This window comes from Chromobacterium amazonense (assembly GCF_001855565.1).
In the GTDB taxonomy this organism is placed as follows: Bacteria; Pseudomonadota; Gammaproteobacteria; order Burkholderiales; family Chromobacteriaceae; genus Chromobacterium; species Chromobacterium amazonense.
In genome coordinates this window covers 186,842-207,324 of sequence record NZ_MKCR01000031.1, presented here as the reverse complement: position 1 = coordinate 207,324, position 20,483 = coordinate 186,842, and the positions used below count along the sequence as shown (strand labels likewise).

Annotated in this window: 14 protein-coding genes; 4 read left to right on the top strand and 10 right to left on the bottom strand. The window is 63.6% G+C overall.

All coding sequences use genetic code 11. The features are described from left to right. Positions 1-25: 25 nt before the first annotated feature. Positions 26-817: a substrate-binding periplasmic protein gene (locus BI343_RS14605; RefSeq protein ID WP_071110231.1), complete on the top strand. Its 792-nt coding sequence runs from the start codon at positions 26-28 to the stop codon at positions 815-817. 88 nt (positions 818-905) lie between these two features. On the opposite strand, the gene BI343_RS14600 is transcribed toward BI343_RS14605, so the two are convergent. Next, complete coding sequence (locus BI343_RS14600; RefSeq protein WP_071110230.1) at positions 906-3,758, bottom strand: adenosylcobalamin-dependent ribonucleoside-diphosphate reductase; 2,853 nt, start codon at positions 3,756-3,758, stop codon at positions 906-908. Between the two features lie 165 nt (positions 3,759-3,923). Continuing rightward, positions 3,924-7,205: a DUF748 domain-containing protein gene (locus BI343_RS14595; RefSeq protein WP_071110229.1), complete on the bottom strand. Its 3,282-nt coding sequence runs from the start codon at positions 7,203-7,205 to the stop codon at positions 3,924-3,926. Positions 7,206-7,564: 359 nt separating this feature from the next. On the opposite strand from BI343_RS14595, the gene BI343_RS14590 reads away from it, so the two are divergent. The 3 genes from BI343_RS14590 (at position 7,565) to BI343_RS20055 (ending at position 10,511) form a co-directional block, all read left to right on the top strand. Next, positions 7,565-8,905 (top strand): glutamine synthetase family protein, encoded by a 1,341-nt coding sequence (locus BI343_RS14590; RefSeq protein WP_071110228.1) that lies wholly within the window; start codon positions 7,565-7,567, stop codon positions 8,903-8,905. Between the two features lie 274 nt (positions 8,906-9,179). Further along, complete coding sequence (locus tag BI343_RS14585; protein WP_083340712.1) at positions 9,180-10,145, top strand: IS5 family transposase; 966 nt, start codon at positions 9,180-9,182, stop codon at positions 10,143-10,145. A gap of 189 nt (positions 10,146-10,334) precedes the next feature. Then, on the top strand, positions 10,335-10,511 hold the full coding sequence (locus BI343_RS20055) for a hypothetical protein (protein WP_169829019.1): 177 nt from the start codon (positions 10,335-10,337) through the stop codon (positions 10,509-10,511). 332 nt (positions 10,512-10,843) lie between these two features. Here the strand turns inward: BI343_RS20055 and BI343_RS14580 are convergent, their stop codons facing one another. The 8 genes from BI343_RS14580 to BI343_RS14545 all read right to left on the bottom strand — a co-directional run bounded on the left by BI343_RS14580 (position 10,844) and on the right by BI343_RS14545 (position 20,440). Beyond that, positions 10,844-11,989, bottom strand: coding sequence for an agmatine deiminase family protein (locus tag BI343_RS14580; RefSeq protein WP_083340987.1), 1,146 nt, complete (start codon positions 11,987-11,989; stop codon positions 10,844-10,846). Positions 11,990-12,089: 100 nt separating this feature from the next. Beyond that, complete coding sequence (locus tag BI343_RS14575; protein WP_071110227.1) at positions 12,090-13,463, bottom strand: aminotransferase-like domain-containing protein; 1,374 nt, start codon at positions 13,461-13,463, stop codon at positions 12,090-12,092. 17 nt (positions 13,464-13,480) lie between these two features. Then, entirely contained in the window at positions 13,481-14,827 is a 1,347-nt protein-coding gene (ccoG, locus tag BI343_RS14570; protein WP_071110358.1) for a cytochrome c oxidase accessory protein CcoG, read from the bottom strand. A 376-nt stretch (positions 14,828-15,203) separates the two neighbouring features. Continuing rightward, entirely contained in the window at positions 15,204-15,833 is a 630-nt protein-coding gene (locus tag BI343_RS14565) for a MarC family protein (protein ID WP_189338861.1), read from the bottom strand. Positions 15,834-16,019: 186 nt separating this feature from the next. Next, the gene (gene dapE / locus BI343_RS14560) at positions 16,020-17,150 is read right to left on the bottom strand and encodes a succinyl-diaminopimelate desuccinylase (RefSeq protein ID WP_071110226.1); all 1,131 of its coding nucleotides are present in this window, start codon (positions 17,148-17,150) and stop codon (positions 16,020-16,022) included. Continuing rightward, positions 17,147-17,497 carry an arsenate reductase gene (locus tag BI343_RS14555; protein ID WP_071110225.1) on the bottom strand — a complete coding sequence of 117 codons (351 nt, stop codon included), beginning with the start codon at positions 17,495-17,497 and terminating at the stop codon, positions 17,147-17,149. Before BI343_RS14555 ends, dapE begins: the two co-directional genes overlap by 4 nt. 9 nt (positions 17,498-17,506) lie before the next feature. Continuing rightward, positions 17,507-18,631 (bottom strand): PilT/PilU family type 4a pilus ATPase, encoded by a 1,125-nt coding sequence (locus BI343_RS14550; protein ID WP_071110224.1) that lies wholly within the window; start codon positions 18,629-18,631, stop codon positions 17,507-17,509. A 129-nt stretch (positions 18,632-18,760) separates the two neighbouring features. Beyond that, a complete protein-coding gene (locus BI343_RS14545) occupies positions 18,761-20,440 on the bottom strand; it encodes a long-chain-fatty-acid--CoA ligase (protein ID WP_071110223.1) in 1,680 nt (559 codons plus the stop codon). Between the last annotated feature and the right edge of the window lie 43 nt (positions 20,441-20,483).

Below are 20,483 nucleotides of genomic sequence, written 5' to 3'. Positions count from 1 at the left end.
TAGCGTATCGCCGCAGGCAACCACCATGAAGACACGTTCAACACTCGCCGCGCTGCTGTTTTTTCCTGCGCTGGGCCTGGCCCAGGACTTGGACCGCAGCCTGCTGCATATTTGCGACGACGGCGACGAATGGCCGCCTTACACCTATTATTTGCGTTACAACCATCAAGCCACGGCCGAGATCACCGGCTACTCGGTAGACGTGATCACCGCCATTCTCAACAAGCATCACATTCCGTTTCAGATCAATTTGCTGCCCTGGAAGCGCTGCCTGGCGTCGATAGAAAATGCGGAAACCTATCTGATGGCGCTGAGCGCCAGCAAGAATCCGGAACGCGAAAAACAGTTTCTGTTCTCCAGGCCGTATTATCAGACCCACTACTATGTGTTCTATTCCAAAATCAAATATCCGGATGGCGTAAATGTTGCGGGCCAGGCCGATCTGGGCCGTTATCGTTTGGGCGGCATCAAGGGTTATGCCTATTCCGCGCTGACCGCGGTCAATAAGGACGCCATGGTGCGCACGGCCGATTACCCGACTTTGGGCCGGGCGCTGTTGGCAGACCGTTTTGATTTATTCGCCGAGGATTACGAGGTGTTGGTCGGGCTGGACCGGCTGGGCAGCACCAATATCATCAGCGACCCCAAAATTGGCCACAAGCCGCTGCCGGGGATGCCGGGCAATGCCTTCCATATGATTTTCACCCGAAAGAACCCCAGGGGCACGCAGCTGCAGCAGCTGGTCAACCAGGAGCTGCAACAGATGCAGGACTCCGGGGAGCTGGACAAGCTGCTGATCAAGTATGTCCCGCGTTGAGGTTACTAGGGGCTGTTGACGTCAAAGGATAGTGGCTGAGGCCCCGCGCCGTATCGGCGCGGGGCCTGCTTGAAAGATGGAGCCTGACTCAGCCGCAAGCTCCCACATGGCCGCAGGCGGTGCAGAACTCGCAGCCGTCCTTCTTGATCAAGGCGTGGTTGCCGCATTCCGGGCAGGCCTTGCCGGCCAGCGGCTTGAGCATGGACGGCGCTTCCAGGGCGAACAGGTCGCTCTGTTCCGGCACCATTACGCCCATTTCCTCCACCGGCACGCCTTCTTCAGTCAGCACGCCCAGCATGGCGTAGCGGTGGATGATCAGCCGCGCCAGATAGGCGACGGTGGACGGCCAGCTCTGCGATTTTTCCATGCCGGGGATGCGGGCGAAGAAGTCGCCCTGCGGCTCGGCGTAGTTCAACAGCTTGCGCAGCTTCAGGCCTATCCAGGCCGGGTCGATCACCCGCATGTCCAGCGACAGCATCTTGCACAGGCCGTCCAGTTCGCGCGGGTAGGCGCCTGCCAACCACACCGAGTACGGGCGGCGCTTGCCGTTGGGCAGCACCAGCTCTTTGACGAACAGCACGAAGTCGTCGCCGGTTTGCGGGTTCACCACATCCACCGACCAGCTCATGGTGCCGTCGCTGCCGGACTTCGGCTCCTTGCGCGCGAACAGGGCGTCCATCACCGGCGTGGCTTCGCCGGGTTCCAGCGTCAGCGCGCCCAATTGCTCCACGCGGTAGCGGACCACCTGGCCCAGCGCGGCGGCGGCCGAGGTGGCGTGTATGGTCTTGTCGCCCAGCGCGAAGCGGTAGCGTTTGTCGCCATTGGTGCGCGATAGCGCGTCCAGCTTGGCGGCCAGCCAGGCGCGGTCGCGGCAGCGCATGTCCATCGACAGGGTCTTGGCGATGGCGGACAGGCCGCGCTGTTCGTCGGTGGCGTTGACCCAGCATTCAAACGGCGTGGCGCGGCCGTTTTCCATATGGCCCACCACCACGGCGAAATCGCCGGCGTCGCCTTCCACCATGAAGGTCCAGGACGGATTGCCTTCCTTCAGCTTGGGGCGGTTCGGCCATTTCAGGCTGGACAGCGCCGGCGTGGGCGCGGTGTTCAGCGTGACGCGGCGGTCCGGATCGCTGGCGGCGCCGGACAGGTCCTGCGGCGCGGCGGCGGATTGCGCCGGCTCCACCGACAGCACCGAGCCCAGCACATTGTTGGGCCGGTAGGTGGTGATGCCCTTCAGGCCCGCGCGCCAGGCTTCCAGGTACAGGCTTTCGAAGTCCTCGAACGGGTAGTCTGCCGGCACGTTGACGGTCTTGGAGATGGCGGTGTCGACGAAGGGCGCGACGGCGGCCACCATGCGCATATGGTCCAGCGCGCTCATCTCCAGCGCGGAGACGAAGTAATCCGGCAGTTTGGCGGTGTCGCCGCCCTGCATGCGCCACACCCGGTAGGCATGGTCTTCCACCAGATATTCTTGCTGCGTGTTGTCCGCCATCCGCTTTTTGCGTGTGTAAAACCACGAGAACGGCGGCTCGATGCCATTGGAGGCATTGTCGGCGAAGGCCAGCGAGATGGTGCCGGTGGGCGCGATGGACAACAGGTGCGAGTTGCGGATGCCGTGCTTGCGGATGCGCGCCTGGATCTTGGCCGGCAGCCGGCTGGCGCAGTGCGGCGCGGCCAGGTATTTTTCGGCGTCGAACAGCGGGAAGGCGCCCTTTTCGATGGCCAGCTCCACCGACGCGTCGTAGGCGGCGTCGCGCATGGTTTCGGCGATGCGGGCGGCGAAGCGGCGGCCTTCCTCGCTGTCGTAGCGTATCTTCAGCATGATCAGCGCGTCGCCCAGGCCGGTGAAGCCGAGGCCGACGCGGCGCTTGTTCATCGCCTCGCGTTGTTGCTCCTGCAAGGGCCAGACCGTCAGGTCCAGCACATTGTCCAGCATGCGGATGGCCATGCGCACCACTTTCTCGAACGACTTGAAGTCGAAGCTGGCTTGCTCGCCGAACGGCGCGCGAACATGGCGGGTGAGGTTGATCGAGCCGAGGTCGCAGCAGCCGTAGTCTGGCAGAGGTTGTTCGCCGCAGGGGTTGGTGGATTCGATGACTTCGCAATAGGACAGATTGTTGTCCTGGTTGATGCGGGTCATGAACAGCACGCCCGGTTCGGCGTGGTCATAGGTGGAGGCCATGATCTGCCGCCACAGCTCGCGGGCGCGCACGGCGCGGTACACCCACAGGCCGTCTTCGCGCTGGAAGCTGTCCGGGAAGGCTTCGGAGTTCGGCGGCACCGCGTGGGTCAGCTGCCAGTCGCCATCGGCTTCCACCGCGCGCATGAAGTCGTCGGACACGCCGACCGAGATATTGAAGTTGCGCAGGTCGCCCTGGTCCTTGGCGTGGATGAAGTCTTCCACATCCGGATGGCTGATATCCAGCACGCCCATCTGCGCGCCGCGGCGGGCGCCGGCCGATTCCACCGTCTCGCAGCTGCGGTCGAACACGCGCATGTACGACACCGGGCCGGAGGCGCGGCTGTTGGTGCCCTTCACGTGGGCGCCCTTGGGGCGGATGCGCGAGAAGTTGTAGCCCACGCCGCCGCCGCGGCGCATGGTTTCGGCCGCCTGCAACAGCGCCTGGTAGATGCCTACCTTGCCGTGCTCGGTTTCGGAGACGGAGTCGCCCACCGGCTGCACGAAGCAGTTGATCAGCGTGGCGGACAGTTCGGTGCCGGCGGCGGAGTTGATGCGGCCGCCCGGGATGAAGCCCTTGTCCAGCGCCTCGAAAAACAGCGGCTCGAAACGGGCCGGATCTTTTTCCAGCGCGGCCAGCGCGCGGGCGACACGGTGGCGGACTTCGCTGACGCTCTGTTCGCCGTTCTTGGCGTATTTCTCCAGCAACACCTCGCGCGAGATGTCCTGCTCCGCCATGGCGGCGATGTTTTCCTGCTGCATGGAACGCTCATCCTTCTGAAACGGTGTTCGACGACGACGGCATGGCTGCGTGGGCGTGAAAAAACGGCGTAGCACACTATATGTTGTTACGCCGTCCAGTGTTGAAACGCAAGCTATTGTGTTGTGTGCCGGCTGCGATTGTACCGCAGCCGCAACGCCGCGTCGCTATTTCGCCGTGAGTTTGACCGCCAGTTCCACGCCGTCGCGGTTGGCCGAGGTCTTCTGCGGCGCGTCCAGCGCGATGCGGTCCGCCAGCGTCGGCTGGTGGCGCAGCATGGCCTTGCGGGCGTTCTGCGCGCGTTGTTCGGCCAGCTTGAGCAAGTCGGCCTGGCTGACCTGCTGGGCGGCCAGCATTTCGTCGCGCAGCTGCTTGGCCAGCGCCTCGCCGGACGGGCCGCCCGGCTTCAACAGATAGCCCATCAGTTTGAGCCGGCCTATCTTGCCTGCGTAGACGCTCTTGATCGCCGATTGCGTTTGCTTGTCTTTGAGGTCCAGCACCGGCAGCGGCTCGTCTTCCAGCGGCGGATGGCCGGCGGCGGCCAGCACGGCCGAGTCGACGCGGGCGCGCGCCAGTTGTTTGCTGTCCGCGTCCGGCGCGTAGCCGCCGGCGATGGCGATCTGCATCTTGGGCCGCTTGGCCATCAAGGCCGCCACCTTGTCCAGCTTTTCGCGCTCCGGCGGGCTGACATGAGCCTCGCCGGCGACGAAGCGGATGTCGTCGAAGCCTTCGCCGCCCAGCAGCGCGCCCAAGGCGCGGAACGGCGCGGTGGCGACCTTGGTGACGATGTTGACGAAGGCTTTCCAGACCACCTGGCCGTAGCTGAACTGCGGATCGTCCAGGCTGCCGGCCACCGGCAGGTCCAGATCGATGCGGCCGTTGCTGTCTTCCAGCAGCGCCACGGCCAGCCGCAGCGGCAGGTGCGGGCCTTTGTCGCCCTTCAGCTCCTCGCCTAGCTGGATGGAGTCGATCACGATGCGGTTCTCGCCCTTGAGCTGGCGGCGATCCAGCAGGTAGCGCAATTCCAGCGACAGCTTGCCGTCCTTGACTTGCCAGCCGGCAAAATTCATCGAGTACGGATTGAGGTTGTTCAGCGCCAGGTTGTGGAAGTCCAGCACGATGTCGGTGCTGTCGGTGGGCGAAAGCGGCGACAGCGCGCCGCGCACTTTCACCTCGCCGTACTGATCCACCGCGCCGTCCAATGTGATGCGGCCGCGGCCGCCGGCGCGGGAGGACAGGTTCTGAATGCTGCCGCGCAGATGGTGCATGCGGGTGGCGAAGTCCGGGGTCATGCCGTGGTCGGCGAACTCCACTGCGCCGTTCTGCACGTGAATGCTGTGCACGTCGACCTGCGGCAGCTGCGTGGCGGGAGCCGCTGCCGGCTTGGCGCCGGGTTTGCCAGCGAAGATCTGCTGCCAGTTGAGGCGGCGCTGCGGGTCCAGGATCAGGCGGGCGCGGGGCTGATCCAGCCGCACGTCGTTGATGCTGACTTTCAGCGGCATGCCCTGGGCCTGCAGCTGGCTCAGGCTCAGGCTGTTCCAGCCCAGCAAAGGCAGCGGCTCGCCCGGCTCCTGCAGCGCCATCTTGGCCAGCCGGAGCTGGCCGGACAGCTGCCATTTGGCGGCGGAGGCCGCGTCCAGCTTCAGGTCGGCGCTGGCGGCGCCGCCGCTTAGCTTCAGAGGCGTGCCGGTCAGGCCATATGGGGCCAGCGGTGCCAGCGGCAGAGCATCCAGCTTGACGCTGCCGCGCGCGGCGGGCTTGGCTGGGTCGATATCGAGCTTGGCGCTGAAGCCGCCGCTGCCGGCGCGGGCGGACAGGCCCAGCGACAGCTTGTCGCCATCCTTGGCTTCCAGCTCGCCGTTTAGCTTGTCCAGGCGATATTCCAGCGGTTTGGGCAGGCTCAGGTCGCGCCAGCGCAGGCTGCCGTTTTGCAAGGCGACATCTGGATAGTCGATGTCCCAGCTGGCTTCGCGCGCGGCCTTGGCCGCGGTCTTGAGCGGCCGCCTGGCCAGCAAATCCTGCAACTGCAGTTTGCCGTCGCGCTCTCGCTGCAGCGTCAGCAGCACGCCGTCTAGCGCCAGATCGCCTGTTTCCACTTCTCGTCGCTTCACGCTCACGCGCGTTGGCGACAGCTCCGCGCGGGACAGCTCAAGCCAGGCTACGCCGCCGTTGCTGAGCTTGAACTGCGCCAGCTGCAGCCCGGCGTTGTCCAGCCGCAACCCGTGTTCCGGCTCCAGCGTCAACTTGGTTTGCAGCCGCGGAATCGCCGTTTCCAGGCTCATGGGGCGGACGTAGGTTTCATCCGTCCAGGCTGCGCGCCAGTCGTTGAAGCGGATGTTTTCTAGTTTGACCAGCCAGGGCGAGGGTTTGGCGGCAGCGGGCTGGGCAGTTTGGGCGGATGGAAACGCCTGCATCCAGTTGAGCCGTCCTTGCGCGTCGCGGCCTGCCCGCAGGCGGCCGCCATTCAGCTCCACGCGCTCCACGGTGAGCAGGGCGTGGGACAGGTCCAGCGCGCCGCCTTCCACTTTCAGCTCAGGCAGCTCCAGCGCGCTGCCGGCCGGCCCTTTCAGCTTCAAGCTCTGCAGCTTGGCGCTCAGCGACGACATGGTCAGTTCCGGCGTCTTGCCGCTGAGGTCGAGTTGGTAGCGCGCGTCCACGGACAAGCTGCCTTGCGGCTTCTCCACGGCGAAATAGGGGTGGACATAGTCCCAGGCGGCGGCCAGCGGCAGATCATGAATGTGGGCCTCGCCTATCGATTGCAAGGGCTGCAACTGCATGCTGCCGCGCCAGTCGAAGCGGCCGCCGCCGTCCAGCTCGGCGTGCAGCGCGTAGCGGCCGTTTTCCGCCAGCGTGGACAGGTTGCTCAGACTCAGGTTGATCGGCATTAGCTTAAAGCGCTCGGCCTGGCCGACTTCGTGGTCGCTGACGCGGATCTGGCCGCCGCGCAGATTGATCGCGTCGATTTTCAGCCGGGGCAGTTTCTCCGGGGTGGAACCGCTGTCCAGTCTGGCTGGTCCAGAGATATCGGCCGCCAGCTTTTCCCAGTTCCACTTGCCCTGAGCGTCGCGCTCCAGCCATAGCTGCGGCGTATCCAGCGTGATTTCGCTGGCTTGCCAGCGGCCCAGCAGCAGCGCATACAGGTCGGCATTCAGGTACAGGCGGCGCGCCATGAACAAGGGGCGGCCGTCGGTTTCGCGCAGGGCGACGCCGTTCAGCGTCAGCTCCATGCTCCAGGGCACGATGCGAACCTCGGCGATGGCCAGTTGCCGGCCATGCTTGCGCGCCCAATCGGATGCGGCCTGCTGCAGCATGCGCGGCGCCGCCAGGCCCAGAAAAGCCCAGAAGGCCAGCAGCAAGGCAATGGCTAACGCCAGCCAGCGCAGCCAGCGACGAGGTTTGCGGGGATTGGGTGAGGGAGCGGCCTGGTCGGCATGGGCATCGGTATTCATATCGTTTAATTCTAATGCACTTTCACGCCGCCGTCCTGTTGCGTTGTTTGTCCTATTGTTGACCATGATTGACCAAAAGATACGGCGTGCCCGTTGCCGGCAGGCAAAAGGGCTGGCTAGGATGGGGAAGCGTTCAAAATCTTGAACGCGAAATTTGCCAAATCTTTATCACGAAAGGGGGATCATTTTGCAGCAGCGCCACCGGCAAGGCCGGTCTTCCACCATTTTTTCAAAGGCGGCCAAGCCGCCGCAACTGGCCGAGCGCGCCCTGTTCCTGCTTCAGGCAGGCAGGCGACGCACGCTGGCCCATCCGGCCCAACTGCTCAGCAGTTCGGGCGCGCACACGTAACAGAGGCTTTATGGACAGTGCCCATACCATCAATCAATGGCTTGACCAACATAACATCACCGAGGTGGAGTGTCTGATCCCGGACATGACCGGCCTCGCCCGCGGCAAGATCGTGCCGCGCCACAAATACAACCCCGCCGAGGGACTGCGCCTGCCGGAAGCGGTGCTGTCGATGACGGTGACCGGCGATTACCCGGACCGCGACTTCACCTCCGTGGCCGATCCCGACATGAAGCTGATCCCGGACGCCAGCACGCTGCGCCCGGTGCCGTGGAACCGCGAGCCGACGGCGCAGATCATCCACGACTGCTACAGCTTTGACGGCCAGGCGGTGGACCTGGCGCCGCGCAATGTGCTCAAGCGCATCCTGAAGCTGTACGAGGACAAGGGCTGGAAGGCGGTGATCGCGCCGGAGATGGAGTTCTACCTGGTGGAGATCCAGCCCGACGAAGACCTGCCGCTGCGCCCGCCGGTGGGCCGCACCCGCCGCACCGAGGCCGGCATGCAGAGCTTTTCCATCGACGCCGTCAACGAATACGACGACATCTTCGACGTGATGTACGACTGGTGCGAGGCCCAGGGCCTGGCGCTGGACACCTTGATCCATGAGATGGGCACCGCCCAGATGGAGATCAACCTCGATCACGGCGACCCCTTGCAGCTGGCCGACCAGGTTTTCCTGTTCAAGCGCACCGTGCGCGAAGTGGCCATCCGCAACAATATGTACGCCACCTTCATGGCCAAGCCCATGCAGGGCCAGCCCGGCAGCGCCATGCACATGCACCAGAGCGTGGTGGACCTGGCCAGCGGCCGCAACATCTTCAGCCAGGACAATGGCGAACCGTCGCCGGCCTTCCTGCACTTCATCGGCGGGCTGCAAAAATACCTGCCGGCGGCCATGCCCTTCTTCGCGCCGTATGTGAACTCCTACCGCCGCCTCAGCCGCTACACCTCGGCGCCGATCAACCTTAGCTGGGGCTACGACAACCGCACCTGCGGCCTGCGCGTGCCGCACTCCGGGCCGGAAGCTCGGCGCGTGGAAAACCGCCTGGCCGGCGTGGACGTCAACCCGTACCTGGCGATGGCCGCCAGCCTGGCCTGCGGCTACCTGGGCATGCGCGAGCAGCTGCAGCCATCCGACCCGCTGACCGGCAGCGCCTACGAGCAGCCGCACCAGCTGCCGCGCCACCTGGACGACGCCATCGACATGCTGCTGCGCTGCAAGCCGCTGGCGGAGCTGTTCGGCGAGCATTTCGTCGAAACCTACGCGGCGATCAAGGAAGCCGAGTACCGCGAGTACTTCGACGTGATCAGTCCGTGGGAGCGGCGCTTCCTGTTGTTGCACGTCTAACCGTACCGACCTAGCGCCCACGCCTTCCCGCCCTATGGGCCGGAAGGCGTTTTTGTGTCAAGCGGCGGGAGGGGGAATGACACGTGTTTGGCGCTGTCGCGCAGGCGTGCTTGCCATGAAACAGAATGAAGTGGCGAATTCAGTCCACATGTCTCTGCACGGTTCGCAAGTAGTAATGCTTTACCCGAATATGGGTGAGAACTAGGGAAGGTCTGAACAAGTCTCCAATCTTCCCGTAAACTGACTCCCCCTCAGTCAGATCCAGGACGCCAGCATGCGACAGCAGATGACCTTCACCGATCTCGAACTCGCCGCTAAGAAGAAGCGCACCCGCCGCGAAATCTTTCTGACAGAGATGGATCAGGTCATGCCTTGGGCGCAGCTCGAAGCCGTCATCGATCCAGTGTATCCCAAGCCTGGCAACGGTCGCCGCCCCTACCCGTTGTCCGCCATGCTGCGCGTCTACTGCCTGCAGCACTGGTACAGCCTGTCCGATCCCGCCATGGAAGAAAGCCTGTACGAGATCGCCTCCATGCGCCAGTTCGCCGGCCTCTCCCTGGACGCCGTCCCGGACGAAACCACCCTGCTGAACTTCCGCCATCTGCTGGAAAAGCACCAGCTGACCCACGCTCTGTTTACCGCCATCCACCAGCATCTCTGCGACAAAGGGCTGATGTTGAAGCAAGGCACCATCGTCGATGCCACCCTGATCCACGCGCCCAGCTCCACCAAAAACGCTCAGGGCGAGCGCGATCCGGACATGCATCAAACCAAGAAGGGCAATCAGTGGTACTTCGGCATGAAGGCCCATATCGGCGTCGACGCCCAGTCCGGCTTGGTGCATCACGTGGCCGGCACCCCCGCCAATGTGGCGGATGTCACGATGGTCGATCAGTTGTTGCACGGCGAGGAAATCGATGTGTTTGGCGACGCCGGCTTTGCTGGCGTGCACAAGCGAGCCGAACACCAATCGCGAGCGGTGCGTTGGTGGATTGCGATGAGGCCCGGCCAGCGCAAAGCGCTGACCGATTCAGCCGACGACCGGCAGATCCAGCTGGGCGAAATGGTCAAAGCCAAGATTCGGGCCAAAGTGGAGCATCCGTTTCGGGTCATCAAGCAGCAGTTTGGCTACCTGAAAACACGCTACCGCGGTTTGAAGAAGAACACCGCGCAACTGATGACGCTGTTTGGGCTGGCCAACATCTGGCTGGCGCGAAAGGCCTTGCTGGCGGCGAGTTAAAAGGCCGGATGACCGGAAGCACCCGGTCATCCTCATGGCGGGCGATCTGGAATTGGTGGGTGAAATGCAACCGAAGCCCCGCGAGAAATTGCATTTCTGTTTGCGTGGCAGGTTGTTCAGACCATCCCTAATAGTTTTAGCGGGGTGCATGAGTCTCTTGTTCAAATTTCACTAATCAAGCTTGAAAGAATGGGCTTGATTGAAAAAACGATTGAAACAGATATCAATGATGGATGTGATTTTTACGCCTATTCTATCACGGAACTTGGCGTGGATGAAGTTATTAAGAATGAAGACATCATCTTTGCTAAAGCGACAGAAAAGTTAAGTGGGTTAAATGAGTTAGATGATGATATACCGTTCTAGTAATAATGTGGCTTAAATTTTAATGAGCTTGGGTTGTTTATTCGTTTGCTTTGAACGGGCTGCCCGATCCGTTATCTCAGATATTGGGTATCATGGAAACTCGCGGCTTCGGAAACTGGTCAGAAGAGGGATTGGAAGTGCTCGAGCGATCCGCGCGCTATTTTGTTCGCTATGACGCAGGCGCTCTGCAGGCCGCTTGGCGAGAAAACGAAATTTCTGCTAAAGAGTTTAGACTGTTGAAGAGTGGCAAAGTCCGGTGAGTATCATTCAGACCGGTTTTCACACGTGGCAAGGTAGTTTGCGCACTGTTTGCATGACCATCCCGCGCGCCTTCACGCCGGCTGCTGCTGGGTGACGCAGTGTATGCCGCCGCCGCCGGCTGCTATCGCGTCTATGTTCAGCTGCACGATTTCGCGGTTTGGGAACTGCTCGCGCAGGATGTCGCGGCAGTTGCCGTCGGCATCGTCGTCGCCAAACTGCGGGGCGATCACCGCGCCGTTGCAGACGTAAAAGTTGGCGTAGCCGGCGGCGAAGGACTTGCTGTCGTAGTCGGGCCTCACCTTGTCCGGGCCGCGCAAGGTCACTACTTGCAGCCGGCGGCCCTTGGCGTCGGTGGCCTGGCGCAGAATGGCCAGATGGCGTTGCGTCACCGCGTGGTCGAATGAGGACGGGTCGCTGTCCACGCCGGCGATCACCACGCCGGGGCGGACGAAGCGCGCGTAGAAATCGGTATGGCCGTCGGTGATGTCGCGGCCGGCGATGCCGGGCAGCCAGATCACCTTGTCCACGCCCAGCAGCCGTTTCAGCTCCGCCTCGCAGGCGGCTTTGTCCACGCCGGGGTTGCGGTTGGGATTGAGCACGCAGCTTTCGGCGAGGATGGCGGTGCCGTCGCCATCCACCTCCAGCGCGCCGCCTTCCAGCGTCAGCGAACTCTTCAGCAGCGGTACGCCGGCGCGCTGGCAGACGGCGGCGGCCACGGCGCGGTCCCAGCCGTATTCCTGCTTGCCGCCCCAGCCGTTGAAATTGAAGCCGGCGCCGGCCAACTGGCCCTGGACGTTGTGCACGAATACCGGTCCGGCATCGCGCATCCAGATGTCGTCCAAGGGCTGGGCGATCAACTGCACCCCGTCCCCGCACAGCCGCCGCGCCAGCTCCATGTTGGCTGCCGGTGCCAGCATGCGCACCGGCTCGAACTGGGCGATGACGCGGGCGATTTGCGCCAGATTGCGTTGAGCGGGCTGCAGCAGGCGATCGCCCCAGATCGCGGCCTGGGCGCCGAAGGCCATCCAGGTGGCGGCATGCGGCTCGCCCTCGTCCGGCATGCGCCAGCCGGCGGCCTGCAGCCTGGCAGGCCGCATGGCCGCAGCGGGCGGCGGCGGATTGGAAGCCGGGCGGGAGCGGCCATCGGACAGACAGCCGCCCAGCAGCGCGCAGCCCGATAGCCAGGCGGTTTGTTTCAGAAAATGGCGTCGGTTCATTCTCGCCCCCGGCAAGCAGCTTTGCATAAGCTAGGCTCATGCTTTAGAGATAGCTGCTGACGGACGGGCTTGGCGAGTTTTCCTATGGCGGCAGAGCGGCTCAGGCGGAGAGCAGCGCCGCCAGGCTGGCCGCGCCTTCGCGCTGCTGCAATGGGTCGTAATAGCTGAAGTTGAGCCGCAGCGCATGCTGCCTGGGCTCGCTGTCGCGGAAGAACAGCGAACCGGGCGCGTAGTGCATGCCCATCTGCATCGCCTGCGGCAGCAGGCGGCGGCAGTCCATGCCCGGCGGCAGTTCCAGCCACAGGAAATAACCGCCTTGCGGCGTGGCCAGGCGGCTGCCGCTTGGCAATTGGGCGGCAAGTTGCTGGCTCAGCGCGTGCCAGTTGGCTTGCAGCCGGCCGCGCAGCAGGCTGAGCATGTCCTCGTGCTGGCCGCCGGCCAGCAGCCGCGCCAGGGCCAGCTGGCTGGGCAGCGGCGTGGACAAGGAACTGCACAGCTTCAAGCCGATGATGCTGTCGCGATAGCGCCCGGCGGCGATCCAGCCGACGCGATAGCCCGGCGCCAGCGATTTGCTGAACGAAGCGCAGTGCAACACGCTGCCGTGCCGGTCATAGGCTTTCAGCGGCAATGGGGCGTTTTCGCCGAAGTAAAGCTCGCGGTAGGTGTCGTCCTCGATGATGGGCACGCGGTGGCGGTCCGCCAGCGTCAGCAGCGCCTGCTTGTCGGCGTCGCTCATCGTCAGGCCGGTGGGGTGCTGGAAGTTGGCCATCGCCAGGATGGCGGCAGGGCGATGCTGGACGAGCAGCTGATCCAGGCGCTCCAGGTCCAAGGCCTGGCCTGGTGGCGTGGCCAAGGTGCGGACGGCAATGCCCAGCTGCTCCAGCAGGTCGAACAGCGCCGGAAAGGCCGGCGTCAGCACCAGCATCGCCGCGTTGCCGGCCAGCCGGGCTACCGCGCGTATCGCCAGGCTCAGGGCCTCCATCGCGCCGCAGGTGACCAGCAGCTCCTCTCCGTCCAGCTCCACGCCTTGGGCCAGATAGCGCAGCGCCAGCTCGCGGCGCAGCCCTTCGTAGCCGGTGCTGGTCTGGCCGGCCAGCGCGTAGCGGTAGTCGCCCAACGCCCGCGCCAGGGCGCGGTTAAGCGGGGTGGTGTTGATCAGCGCCGGATTGATGTAGGGACATCCCCAAGGCATGGGCAGCGCGGCGGTCAGGTGCTCGATGCTGACGTCGCTGCCGTCGCCGTCCATTGTCAGCGGGCTGGGCGCGGCGCGCGCCAGCACGCGGAAGCCGGAGCGGGGCAGGGACGCAATCAGCCCCAGCCGTTCCAGTTCGGCATAGGCGCGCTGGGCGGTGGTGATGCTGATCTTGTGATCCTGGCACACCTTGCGCAGCGAGGGCATGCGGTCTCCGGCGCGCAGGTGGCCCTGTTCGATGGCGTGACGGAAGCGTTGGCTCAGTTGGCCGGTTTTGTTCATGCACTTTTCCTGCCGGTTTATTCGCCGATGAAGCTGGATTTTTCCTTGACGGTGACGTCATCGTTCAGCGAGCGTATCACGAAGTGGATGGGGTGGGCGCCGCGGCTGGCGTGCTCGGGATCGGCCTGCACGCGCACCACCACGGTTTCGGTGTGCGCCGGCTTGACGTCGAAGACCTGATCGGGGCGCTCCATGCGGATGCTGGGCAAGCCCTCCACTGTCACGCTATAGCGCTGCGCCTGTTCGGTGGTGTTGATCAGCCTGAGGTTGTAGCGGTTCTGCAGCATGCCGTCGTCGCTTTGCTCCACCAGGCTGGCGCGGTCGCGCAGCACGTCCACCTTGAACGGCTTTTTCAGCGCCAGCGCGGTGGTGGAGGCCACGATGATGCCGGCTAGCAGACAGGAATACACCGCGATGCGCGGCCGGTGCAGCGATTTGGCCGGCGCGGGTTTGCCTTGCAGCGCCTGGGCGCTGGTGTAGCGGATCAGCCCGCGCGGCGATTTGAGCTTGTCCATCACCTGGTCGCAGGCGTCGATGCAGGCGGCGCAGCCTATGCATTCATATTGCAGGCCGTTGCGGATGTCGATGCCGGTGGGGCAGACCTGCACGCAGATGCCGCAGTCCACGCAGCCCTTGACCGCGTTCTCGCTCTTGGCCTGCTGTTTGCCGCGCGGTTCGCCGCGCCGTTCGTCGTAGGAGATGATCAGGGTGTGGTCGTCGAACATCGCGCCCTGGAAGCGCGCGTACGGGCACATGTGCAGGCAGACCTTCTCGCGCAGCACCCCGGCCAGCAGCCAAGTGAAGCCGGCGTAGAACAGCGTCCAGAACAGGTCCCACGGTCCCACCTGCAGCGTGGCCAGTTCGCGTATCGGCGTGAAGTAGCCGACGAAGGTCAGGCCTGTCCACAGCGAAAACGCCCCCATCAGCAGCTGGGTGGCGCCTTTCTTGAAGAATTTGCCGGCGCTCATCGGCGCCGCGTCCAGCCTGCGGCGCGCCAGGTGGTCGCCCTGCACCAGCCGTTCTATCCATATCATGATCTGGGTGTATACAGTTTGCGGGCAGCTGTAACCGCACCAGAGCCGGCCGGCCAGCGTGGTCCACAGGAACAGGCCCAGCGCCGATACCACCAATAGCGCCGCCAGATAGATGAAATCCTGCGGCCATAGGCTGATGCCGAAGATCAGGAAGTGATGTTCCGCCAGGTTGAAGTGCACAGCCTGGCGGCTGTTCCATTGCAGCCAGGGCACGCCGAAGAATATCAGTTGCGTGAGCAGAACCATGCCGACGCGCAGGTTGTTGAAGCGCCCGCTGGTGAGGCGGGGATGGATTTTGACTGGAACGGGTTTGATTTCTGGCTTGGACATGGCGGCCACCGCGCTATGAAAATGGGCTATTTGTACTGCCCGCCATCAGTACAAACAATGAACAGAATGCGGTGAAAATATGTATACAGATGCATCTGTATGCTTACAGCAAGGTTTTGCGTTCTAGATCGGATAGAAAAAGCGCGAACTAGGTTTGATCCGCATCAAACCCGACGGGCTAAGCTTGGCAGGAGCGTGGCGCCTTGGCCATTAGGTGTGGGCGCATTTTCTTGCGGCGAGATCGACATTCAAAACTGTGCGCATGGTTTAAGCCCGTCACGGCCTGCGGCGTTTATCCGCCGTCCCTGGCGCTGCGGTCCGCCAGGCGGGCGGCGGTTGCCGATTGGGCAGCCTCCGCTGCGCAGGCCAGTGTCTTTTAGCGAGTCAGTTGCGGAAACAGCCGGTACAGGCCGTCGACGATGATTTCCACCGATACGGCGGCCAGCAGCATGCCCATCACGCGATTGACGATATTGATGCCGGTCTGGCCCAGCAAGCGGGTCAGCGGAGTGGCCAGCGTCAGCGCCCCAAAGCAGGTCAGCGCCACCAGCAGGCTGCTGATCAGCAAATAGACCACCTGCACCCAGGAGGCGGCGGTGGTGGCGTAGATGATCACGGTGGAGATGGTGCCGGGGCCGGTCATCAGCGGGATGGCCATCGGCACCACGGCGATATTGGTCTTGTGGCCGGCTTCCTCGCGCTCCTGTTTGGTGGTTTTGGTCGGGCCGGGCTTGGCGTTCATCAGCGCGATCGCGATCAGCATCAGCAGAATGCCGCCGCCGACCTGGAACGAGCCTATGCTGATGCCCAGAAAGCGCAGCAGCGTCTGGCCGACGATGGCGAACAGGCACATCACCACGGCTACCGCGATGGCGGTGGTCTTGGCGACTTTCTGCCTTTCTTCCTGGTTGGCGTTGGGCGTCAGGCTGATGAAGATGGGGATGGCGCCGAGCGGATTCACCAGAACCAGCAGAGCGACGAAGATTTTTGCGATTTCGATTTCCATGATCGGCCAATATTAGCGTGGACTGAAGTATCTTGCATTCACCGCGGAGACGTGAATCTGCACGCTTGCGCCACCGGCTCCGGCTAGGTTTCAGCATAGCCGCTTGGCGCGCTGCTCATGGCGCGGTCTGCATGGCAAACAAAACGCCGCTTGCAGGCGGCGTTTCAGGATGCGGAAGGCCCAAGGTCAATCCAGCAGCAGGCCTTCCAGCGTGCGGCGGTAGATATCCGCCAGCGGTTCGATGTCGTCCACCGCCACGCACTCGTTGAGCTTGTGGATGGTGGCGTTGATCGGGCCGAACTCCACCAGCTCGCGCGCGATGCGCTTGATGAAGCGGCCGTCCGAGGTGCCCCCGGTAGTGGACAGCTCGGCCTTGGCATCGGCCACCTCGGCGATCGCCGCGCTCAGCGCGTCGGTCAGCGCGCCCGGCGGTGTGATGAAGGGCTGGCCGGACAGCTGCCAGTGCAGTTCATAAGCCAAGCCGTGCCGGTCCAGGATCCGATACACGCGCTCCTTCAGATTGTCCGCCGTGCTTTCCGGCGAGAAGCGGAAGTTGAACAGCAGTTCGCAGTGGCCGGGGATGACGTTGGTGGCGCCGGTGCCGGCCTGGATGTTGGACACCTGCCAGCTGGTGGGCGGGAAGAAGGCGTTGCCCTCGTCCCAGCGCGTGGCGGCCAGCTCGGCCAGCGCCGGGGCCAGCAGATGGATGGGGTTCTTCGCCAATTGCGGATAGGCGATGTGGCCCTGGATGCCGTGCACGATCAGCCGGCCGGACAGCGAGCCGCGGCGTCCGTTCTTGATGGTGTCGCCCAGGCGCTGTTCGGAAGTGGGTTCGCCGACGATGCAGTAATCTATGGTTTCGCCGCGCGCTTCCAGCGCCTCCACCACTTTCACCGTGCCATCGGTCGCCACGCCTTCCTCGTCGGAGGTGATCAACAGCGCCAGCGAGCCCTTGTGGTCCGGGTGCTCGGCGACGAAGCGTTCGCAGGCGGTGACGAAGGCGGCCAGCGAGGCTTTCATGTCCGCCGCGCCGCGGCCGTACAAGAGGCCGTTGCGCACGGTCGGCTCGAACGGCGGGCTGTCCCACTTGTCCAGCGGGCCGGTGGGCACCACGTCGGTGTGGCCGGCGAAGCAGAACAGCGGGCCGGCGTCGCCCTTGCGCGCCCAGAAGTTGTCCACGTCGCCGTGGCGCATCTTCTCCACCTTGAAGCCTATGGCTTGCAGCCGGTCTATCATCAGCGCCTGGCAGCCTTCGTCGCGCGGGGTGACGGAATCGCGGCGGATCAGCTCGCGAGTCAAATCCAGCGTCGCGCTCATTTGCCGAAGCGCTCCGCCCAGTCGGCCTCGGAGAAGCCTACGCCGACTTTGCCGTCCCATTCCAGCACCGGGCGCTTGATCACGGACGGCTTGTCCAGCATCAGCGCGATGGCGCCGGCGGTTTCGTCCGCGGCCGCCTTGCTGTCGTCCGGCAGCGCGCGCCAGGTGGTGCCCTGGCGGTTCACCAGCTTGGCCAGCGGCACTTGCGCGCTCCAGGCCTGCAGGCGCGCGGCGTCTATGCCCTGTTTCTTGAAGTCGTGGAAGACGTAGTCGATGCCGTTGTCGGCCAGCCATTGGCGGGCTTTCTTCACGGTATTGCAGTTGGGAATGCCGTAGAGGGTAATCATCGGGTGGGTTTACAAGTCCAGTTTGATGCTGTCGAAGCTGGCCGCGCTGGCGGGGCCAGATTTGTCTTTGCCGCTTTCTTTGGATTGATTGACCAGCCAGTACAGATTGGTTGGCGAATCGGCGTTTTTCAGCGCTTCTTCCAGCGTGATGCGGCCGTCCCGGTACAGCTGGTACAGCGCCTGCTCGAAGGTTTGCGCGCCATCGCTCATGCTGCTTTCGATGGCTTCCTTGATTTTGTCCATCTCGCCGGTGCGAATCAACTCTGCTATGTGTGGGGTATTGATCAGAAGTTCGATTGCCGGCGCGCGGCTGCCGTCGGCCGTGGCCACCAGTCGCTGCGACACCACCGCGCGCAGCGAGGCGGACAGGTCCAGCAGCAGCGAGTGGCGGCTTTCCGGCGGGAAGAAATTGATCACCCGGTTCAGCATGTGATAGCTGTTGTTGCCGTGCAGCGTGGAGATGCACAGGTGGCCGGATTGGGCGTAGTTGATGGCGTGGATCAGCGTTTCCGCGTCGCGGATCTCGCCTATCATCAGCACGTCCGGCGCCTCGCGCATGGCGTTTTTCAGCGCGCGCTCGTAAGACAGCGTGTCGAAGCCCACTTCGCGCTGGTTGACGATGGACTGGTCGTGGCGGTGCAGAAACTCGATCGGGTCCTCGATGGTGAGGATGTGGCCCTTCATGTTCTGGTTGCGCATTTGCAGCATGGCCGCCACGGTCGAACTCTTGCCGGAGCCGGTGGCGCCCACCACCAGGATCAGGCCGCGCTTCTGCTGGATCAGCTCGCCCAGCTTGGCCGGCAATTGCAGGCTTTCCAGCGACGGGATATTGGGCATGATGTAGCGCACCACCATGCTGACCGAGCCGCGCTGCCAGAAAATATTGATGCGGAAGCTGCCCAGGCCGGCGATGGGGTGGCCCAGGTTCATTTCGCGCTCGCGCTCGAACTCGGCGATGTCGTGTTCGCTCATCAGGCTGTAAGCCAGCTGTTTGACCATTTCAGCCGTCAGCGGCTTGTCGTTGACCGGCTGCAATTCGCCTGCCACTTTCAGCATCGGCGGCGCCGCGCTGGTCATGAACAGATCGCTGGCCTTTTTTTCGGCCATCAGCTTGAAAAACGGCAACATCAGCATGAATCGCTTCCTGTACGGCGTATCTGGGTAGGCCACTATAGTGTAGTTGCCGCGGCCGGTCTTGTGTTTGTTCGAGGCAAAACAAAAAGCCGCCCGGGAAGGGCGGCTTGCGTATGCTGCCGGGCGGGATCAAGCTTGTTTGGCGGTTTCCTGATCGCGCAGGGCGCGGCGCAGAATCTTGCCGACGTTGGTTTTCGGCAGTTCCTGGCGGAATTCCACCAGTTTGGGCACTTTGTAGCCGGTCAGGTTCTCGCGGCAGTAGTGGATGATGTCCTTTTCGGTCAGCGCTGGGTCTTTCTTCACCACGAACACCTTGACCACTTCGCCGGATTTGTCGTCCGGCACGCCGATGCAGGCCACTTCCAGCACGCCCGGATGTCCTGCCACCACGTCTTCGATCTCGTTCGGGTAGACGTTGAAGCCGGACACCAGAATCATGTCCTTCTTGCGGTCCACCAGTTTGACGAAGCCCTCCGGCGTGATCATCGCCATGTCGCCGGTGGCGAGGAAGCCGTCCGGCCCCAGCACCTTGGCGGTTTCGTCCGGGCGCTTCCAGTAGCCGCGCATCACTTGCGGACCGCGGATGCAAAGCTCGCCCTGTTCGCCCTGCGGCACAGGCTTGCCTTCGGCGTCGCGGATTTCGATTTCCGTCGACGGCACCGGCAGGCCGATGGTGCCGTTGTAGGCCTGCAGGTCCATCGGGTTGATGCAGGCGGCCGGGCTGGTTTCGGTCAGGCCGTAGGCCTCGGCCAGGGTCACGCCGGTGACGGCCTTCCATTTGTCGGCCACCGCTTTTTGCACCGCCATGCCGCCGCCCAGCGTCAGCCGCCAGGTGGAGAAGTCCAGCTTGGCGAATTCCGGATTGTTTAGCAGCGCGTTGAACAGGGTGTTGACGCCGGTGATGCAGGTGATCGGGTACTTGCGCAATTCCTTGATGAAGCCGGGGATGTCCCGCGGGTTCGGGATCAGCACGTTCAGCGCGCCCAGCTCGGTGAACACCATCAGGTTCGCGGTCAGCGAGAAGATGTGGTACAGCGGCAGCGCGGTGACGATGACTTCCTGGCCTTCGCGCACCAGGGTGGAAACCCAGGCGCTGGCCTGCAGCATGTTGGCGACGATGTTCCTGTGCAGCAATTCGGCGCCCTTGGCCACGCCGGTGGTGCCGCCGGTGTACTGCAGGAAGGCGATGTCGTCGTGCGTCAGCTGCACCTTGTCATACGGCCTGGCGCGGCCGGCGGCCAGCGCGTCGTTGAAGCCGATGTGGTCGGGGATGTGCCACGGCGGCACCATCTTCTTGACCTTGCGCACCACGAAGTTGGCCAGCTGGCGCTTAGGGAAGCCGAACATGTCGCCGATGGTGGCGATCACCACGTTCTTGACCTGGGTGCGCGGCAGCACCTGCTCCAGCACGTTGGCGAAGTTTTCCAAGATGATAATGGTTTCGGCGCCGGCGTCCTTCAGCTGGTGTTCCAGCTCGCGCGGGGTGTACAGCGGGTTGACGTTGACCACCACCCCGCCGGCGCGCAGGGTGCCGAAGACGGAAATGGGGTATTGCAGTAGATTGGGCATCATGATCGCCACGCGATCGCCCTTCTTCACGCCGAGCTTGTGTTGCAGGAAGGAGGCGAAATGGCCGCTGAGGGCGTCCAGTTCCGAATAGCTGAGCACCTTGTCCATGCAGGCCATGGCCGGGCGGTCGCCGAACTTCTTGACGCTGCGGTCGAACACTTCGATGACCGACTGGAACTGATTGATATCGATCTCGTGGGCAACCCCAGCCTGGTAGTTTTTAAGCCACACCTTATCCATAAATCCGGGTTTCTCCGTCGTGCGGGTTTTAGCGAGCATCGCG

Bases quoted from the DNA above. Each gene is read 5' to 3' on its own strand.
- BI343_RS14605 (WP_071110231.1), top strand. From the start codon at position 26: ATGAAGACACGTTCAACACTCGCCGCGCTGCTGTTTTTTCCTGCGCTG.
- BI343_RS14600 (WP_071110230.1), bottom strand. From the start codon at position 3,758: ATGCAGCAGGAAAACATCGCCGCCATGGCGGAGCAGGACATCTCGCGC.
- BI343_RS14595 (WP_071110229.1), bottom strand. From the start codon at position 7,205: ATGAATACCGATGCCCATGCCGACCAGGCCGCTCCCTCACCCAATCCC.
- BI343_RS14590 (WP_071110228.1), top strand. From the start codon at position 7,565: ATGGACAGTGCCCATACCATCAATCAATGGCTTGACCAACATAACATC.
- BI343_RS14585 (WP_083340712.1), top strand. From the start codon at position 9,180: ATGCGACAGCAGATGACCTTCACCGATCTCGAACTCGCCGCTAAGAAG.
- BI343_RS20055 (WP_169829019.1), top strand. From the start codon at position 10,335: ATGGGCTTGATTGAAAAAACGATTGAAACAGATATCAATGATGGATGT.
- BI343_RS14580 (WP_083340987.1), bottom strand. From the start codon at position 11,989: ATGAACCGACGCCATTTTCTGAAACAAACCGCCTGGCTATCGGGCTGC.
- BI343_RS14575 (WP_071110227.1), bottom strand. From the start codon at position 13,463: ATGAACAAAACCGGCCAACTGAGCCAACGCTTCCGTCACGCCATCGAA.
- ccoG (WP_071110358.1), bottom strand. From the start codon at position 14,827: ATGTCCAAGCCAGAAATCAAACCCGTTCCAGTCAAAATCCATCCCCGC.
- BI343_RS14565 (WP_189338861.1), bottom strand. From the start codon at position 15,833: ATGGAAATCGAAATCGCAAAAATCTTCGTCGCTCTGCTGGTTCTGGTG.
- dapE (WP_071110226.1), bottom strand. From the start codon at position 17,150: ATGAGCGCGACGCTGGATTTGACTCGCGAGCTGATCCGCCGCGATTCC.
- BI343_RS14555 (WP_071110225.1), bottom strand. From the start codon at position 17,497: ATGATTACCCTCTACGGCATTCCCAACTGCAATACCGTGAAGAAAGCC.
- BI343_RS14550 (WP_071110224.1), bottom strand. From the start codon at position 18,631: ATGCTGATGTTGCCGTTTTTCAAGCTGATGGCCGAAAAAAAGGCCAGC.
- BI343_RS14545 (WP_071110223.1), bottom strand. From the start codon at position 20,440: ATGGATAAGGTGTGGCTTAAAAACTACCAGGCTGGGGTTGCCCACGAG.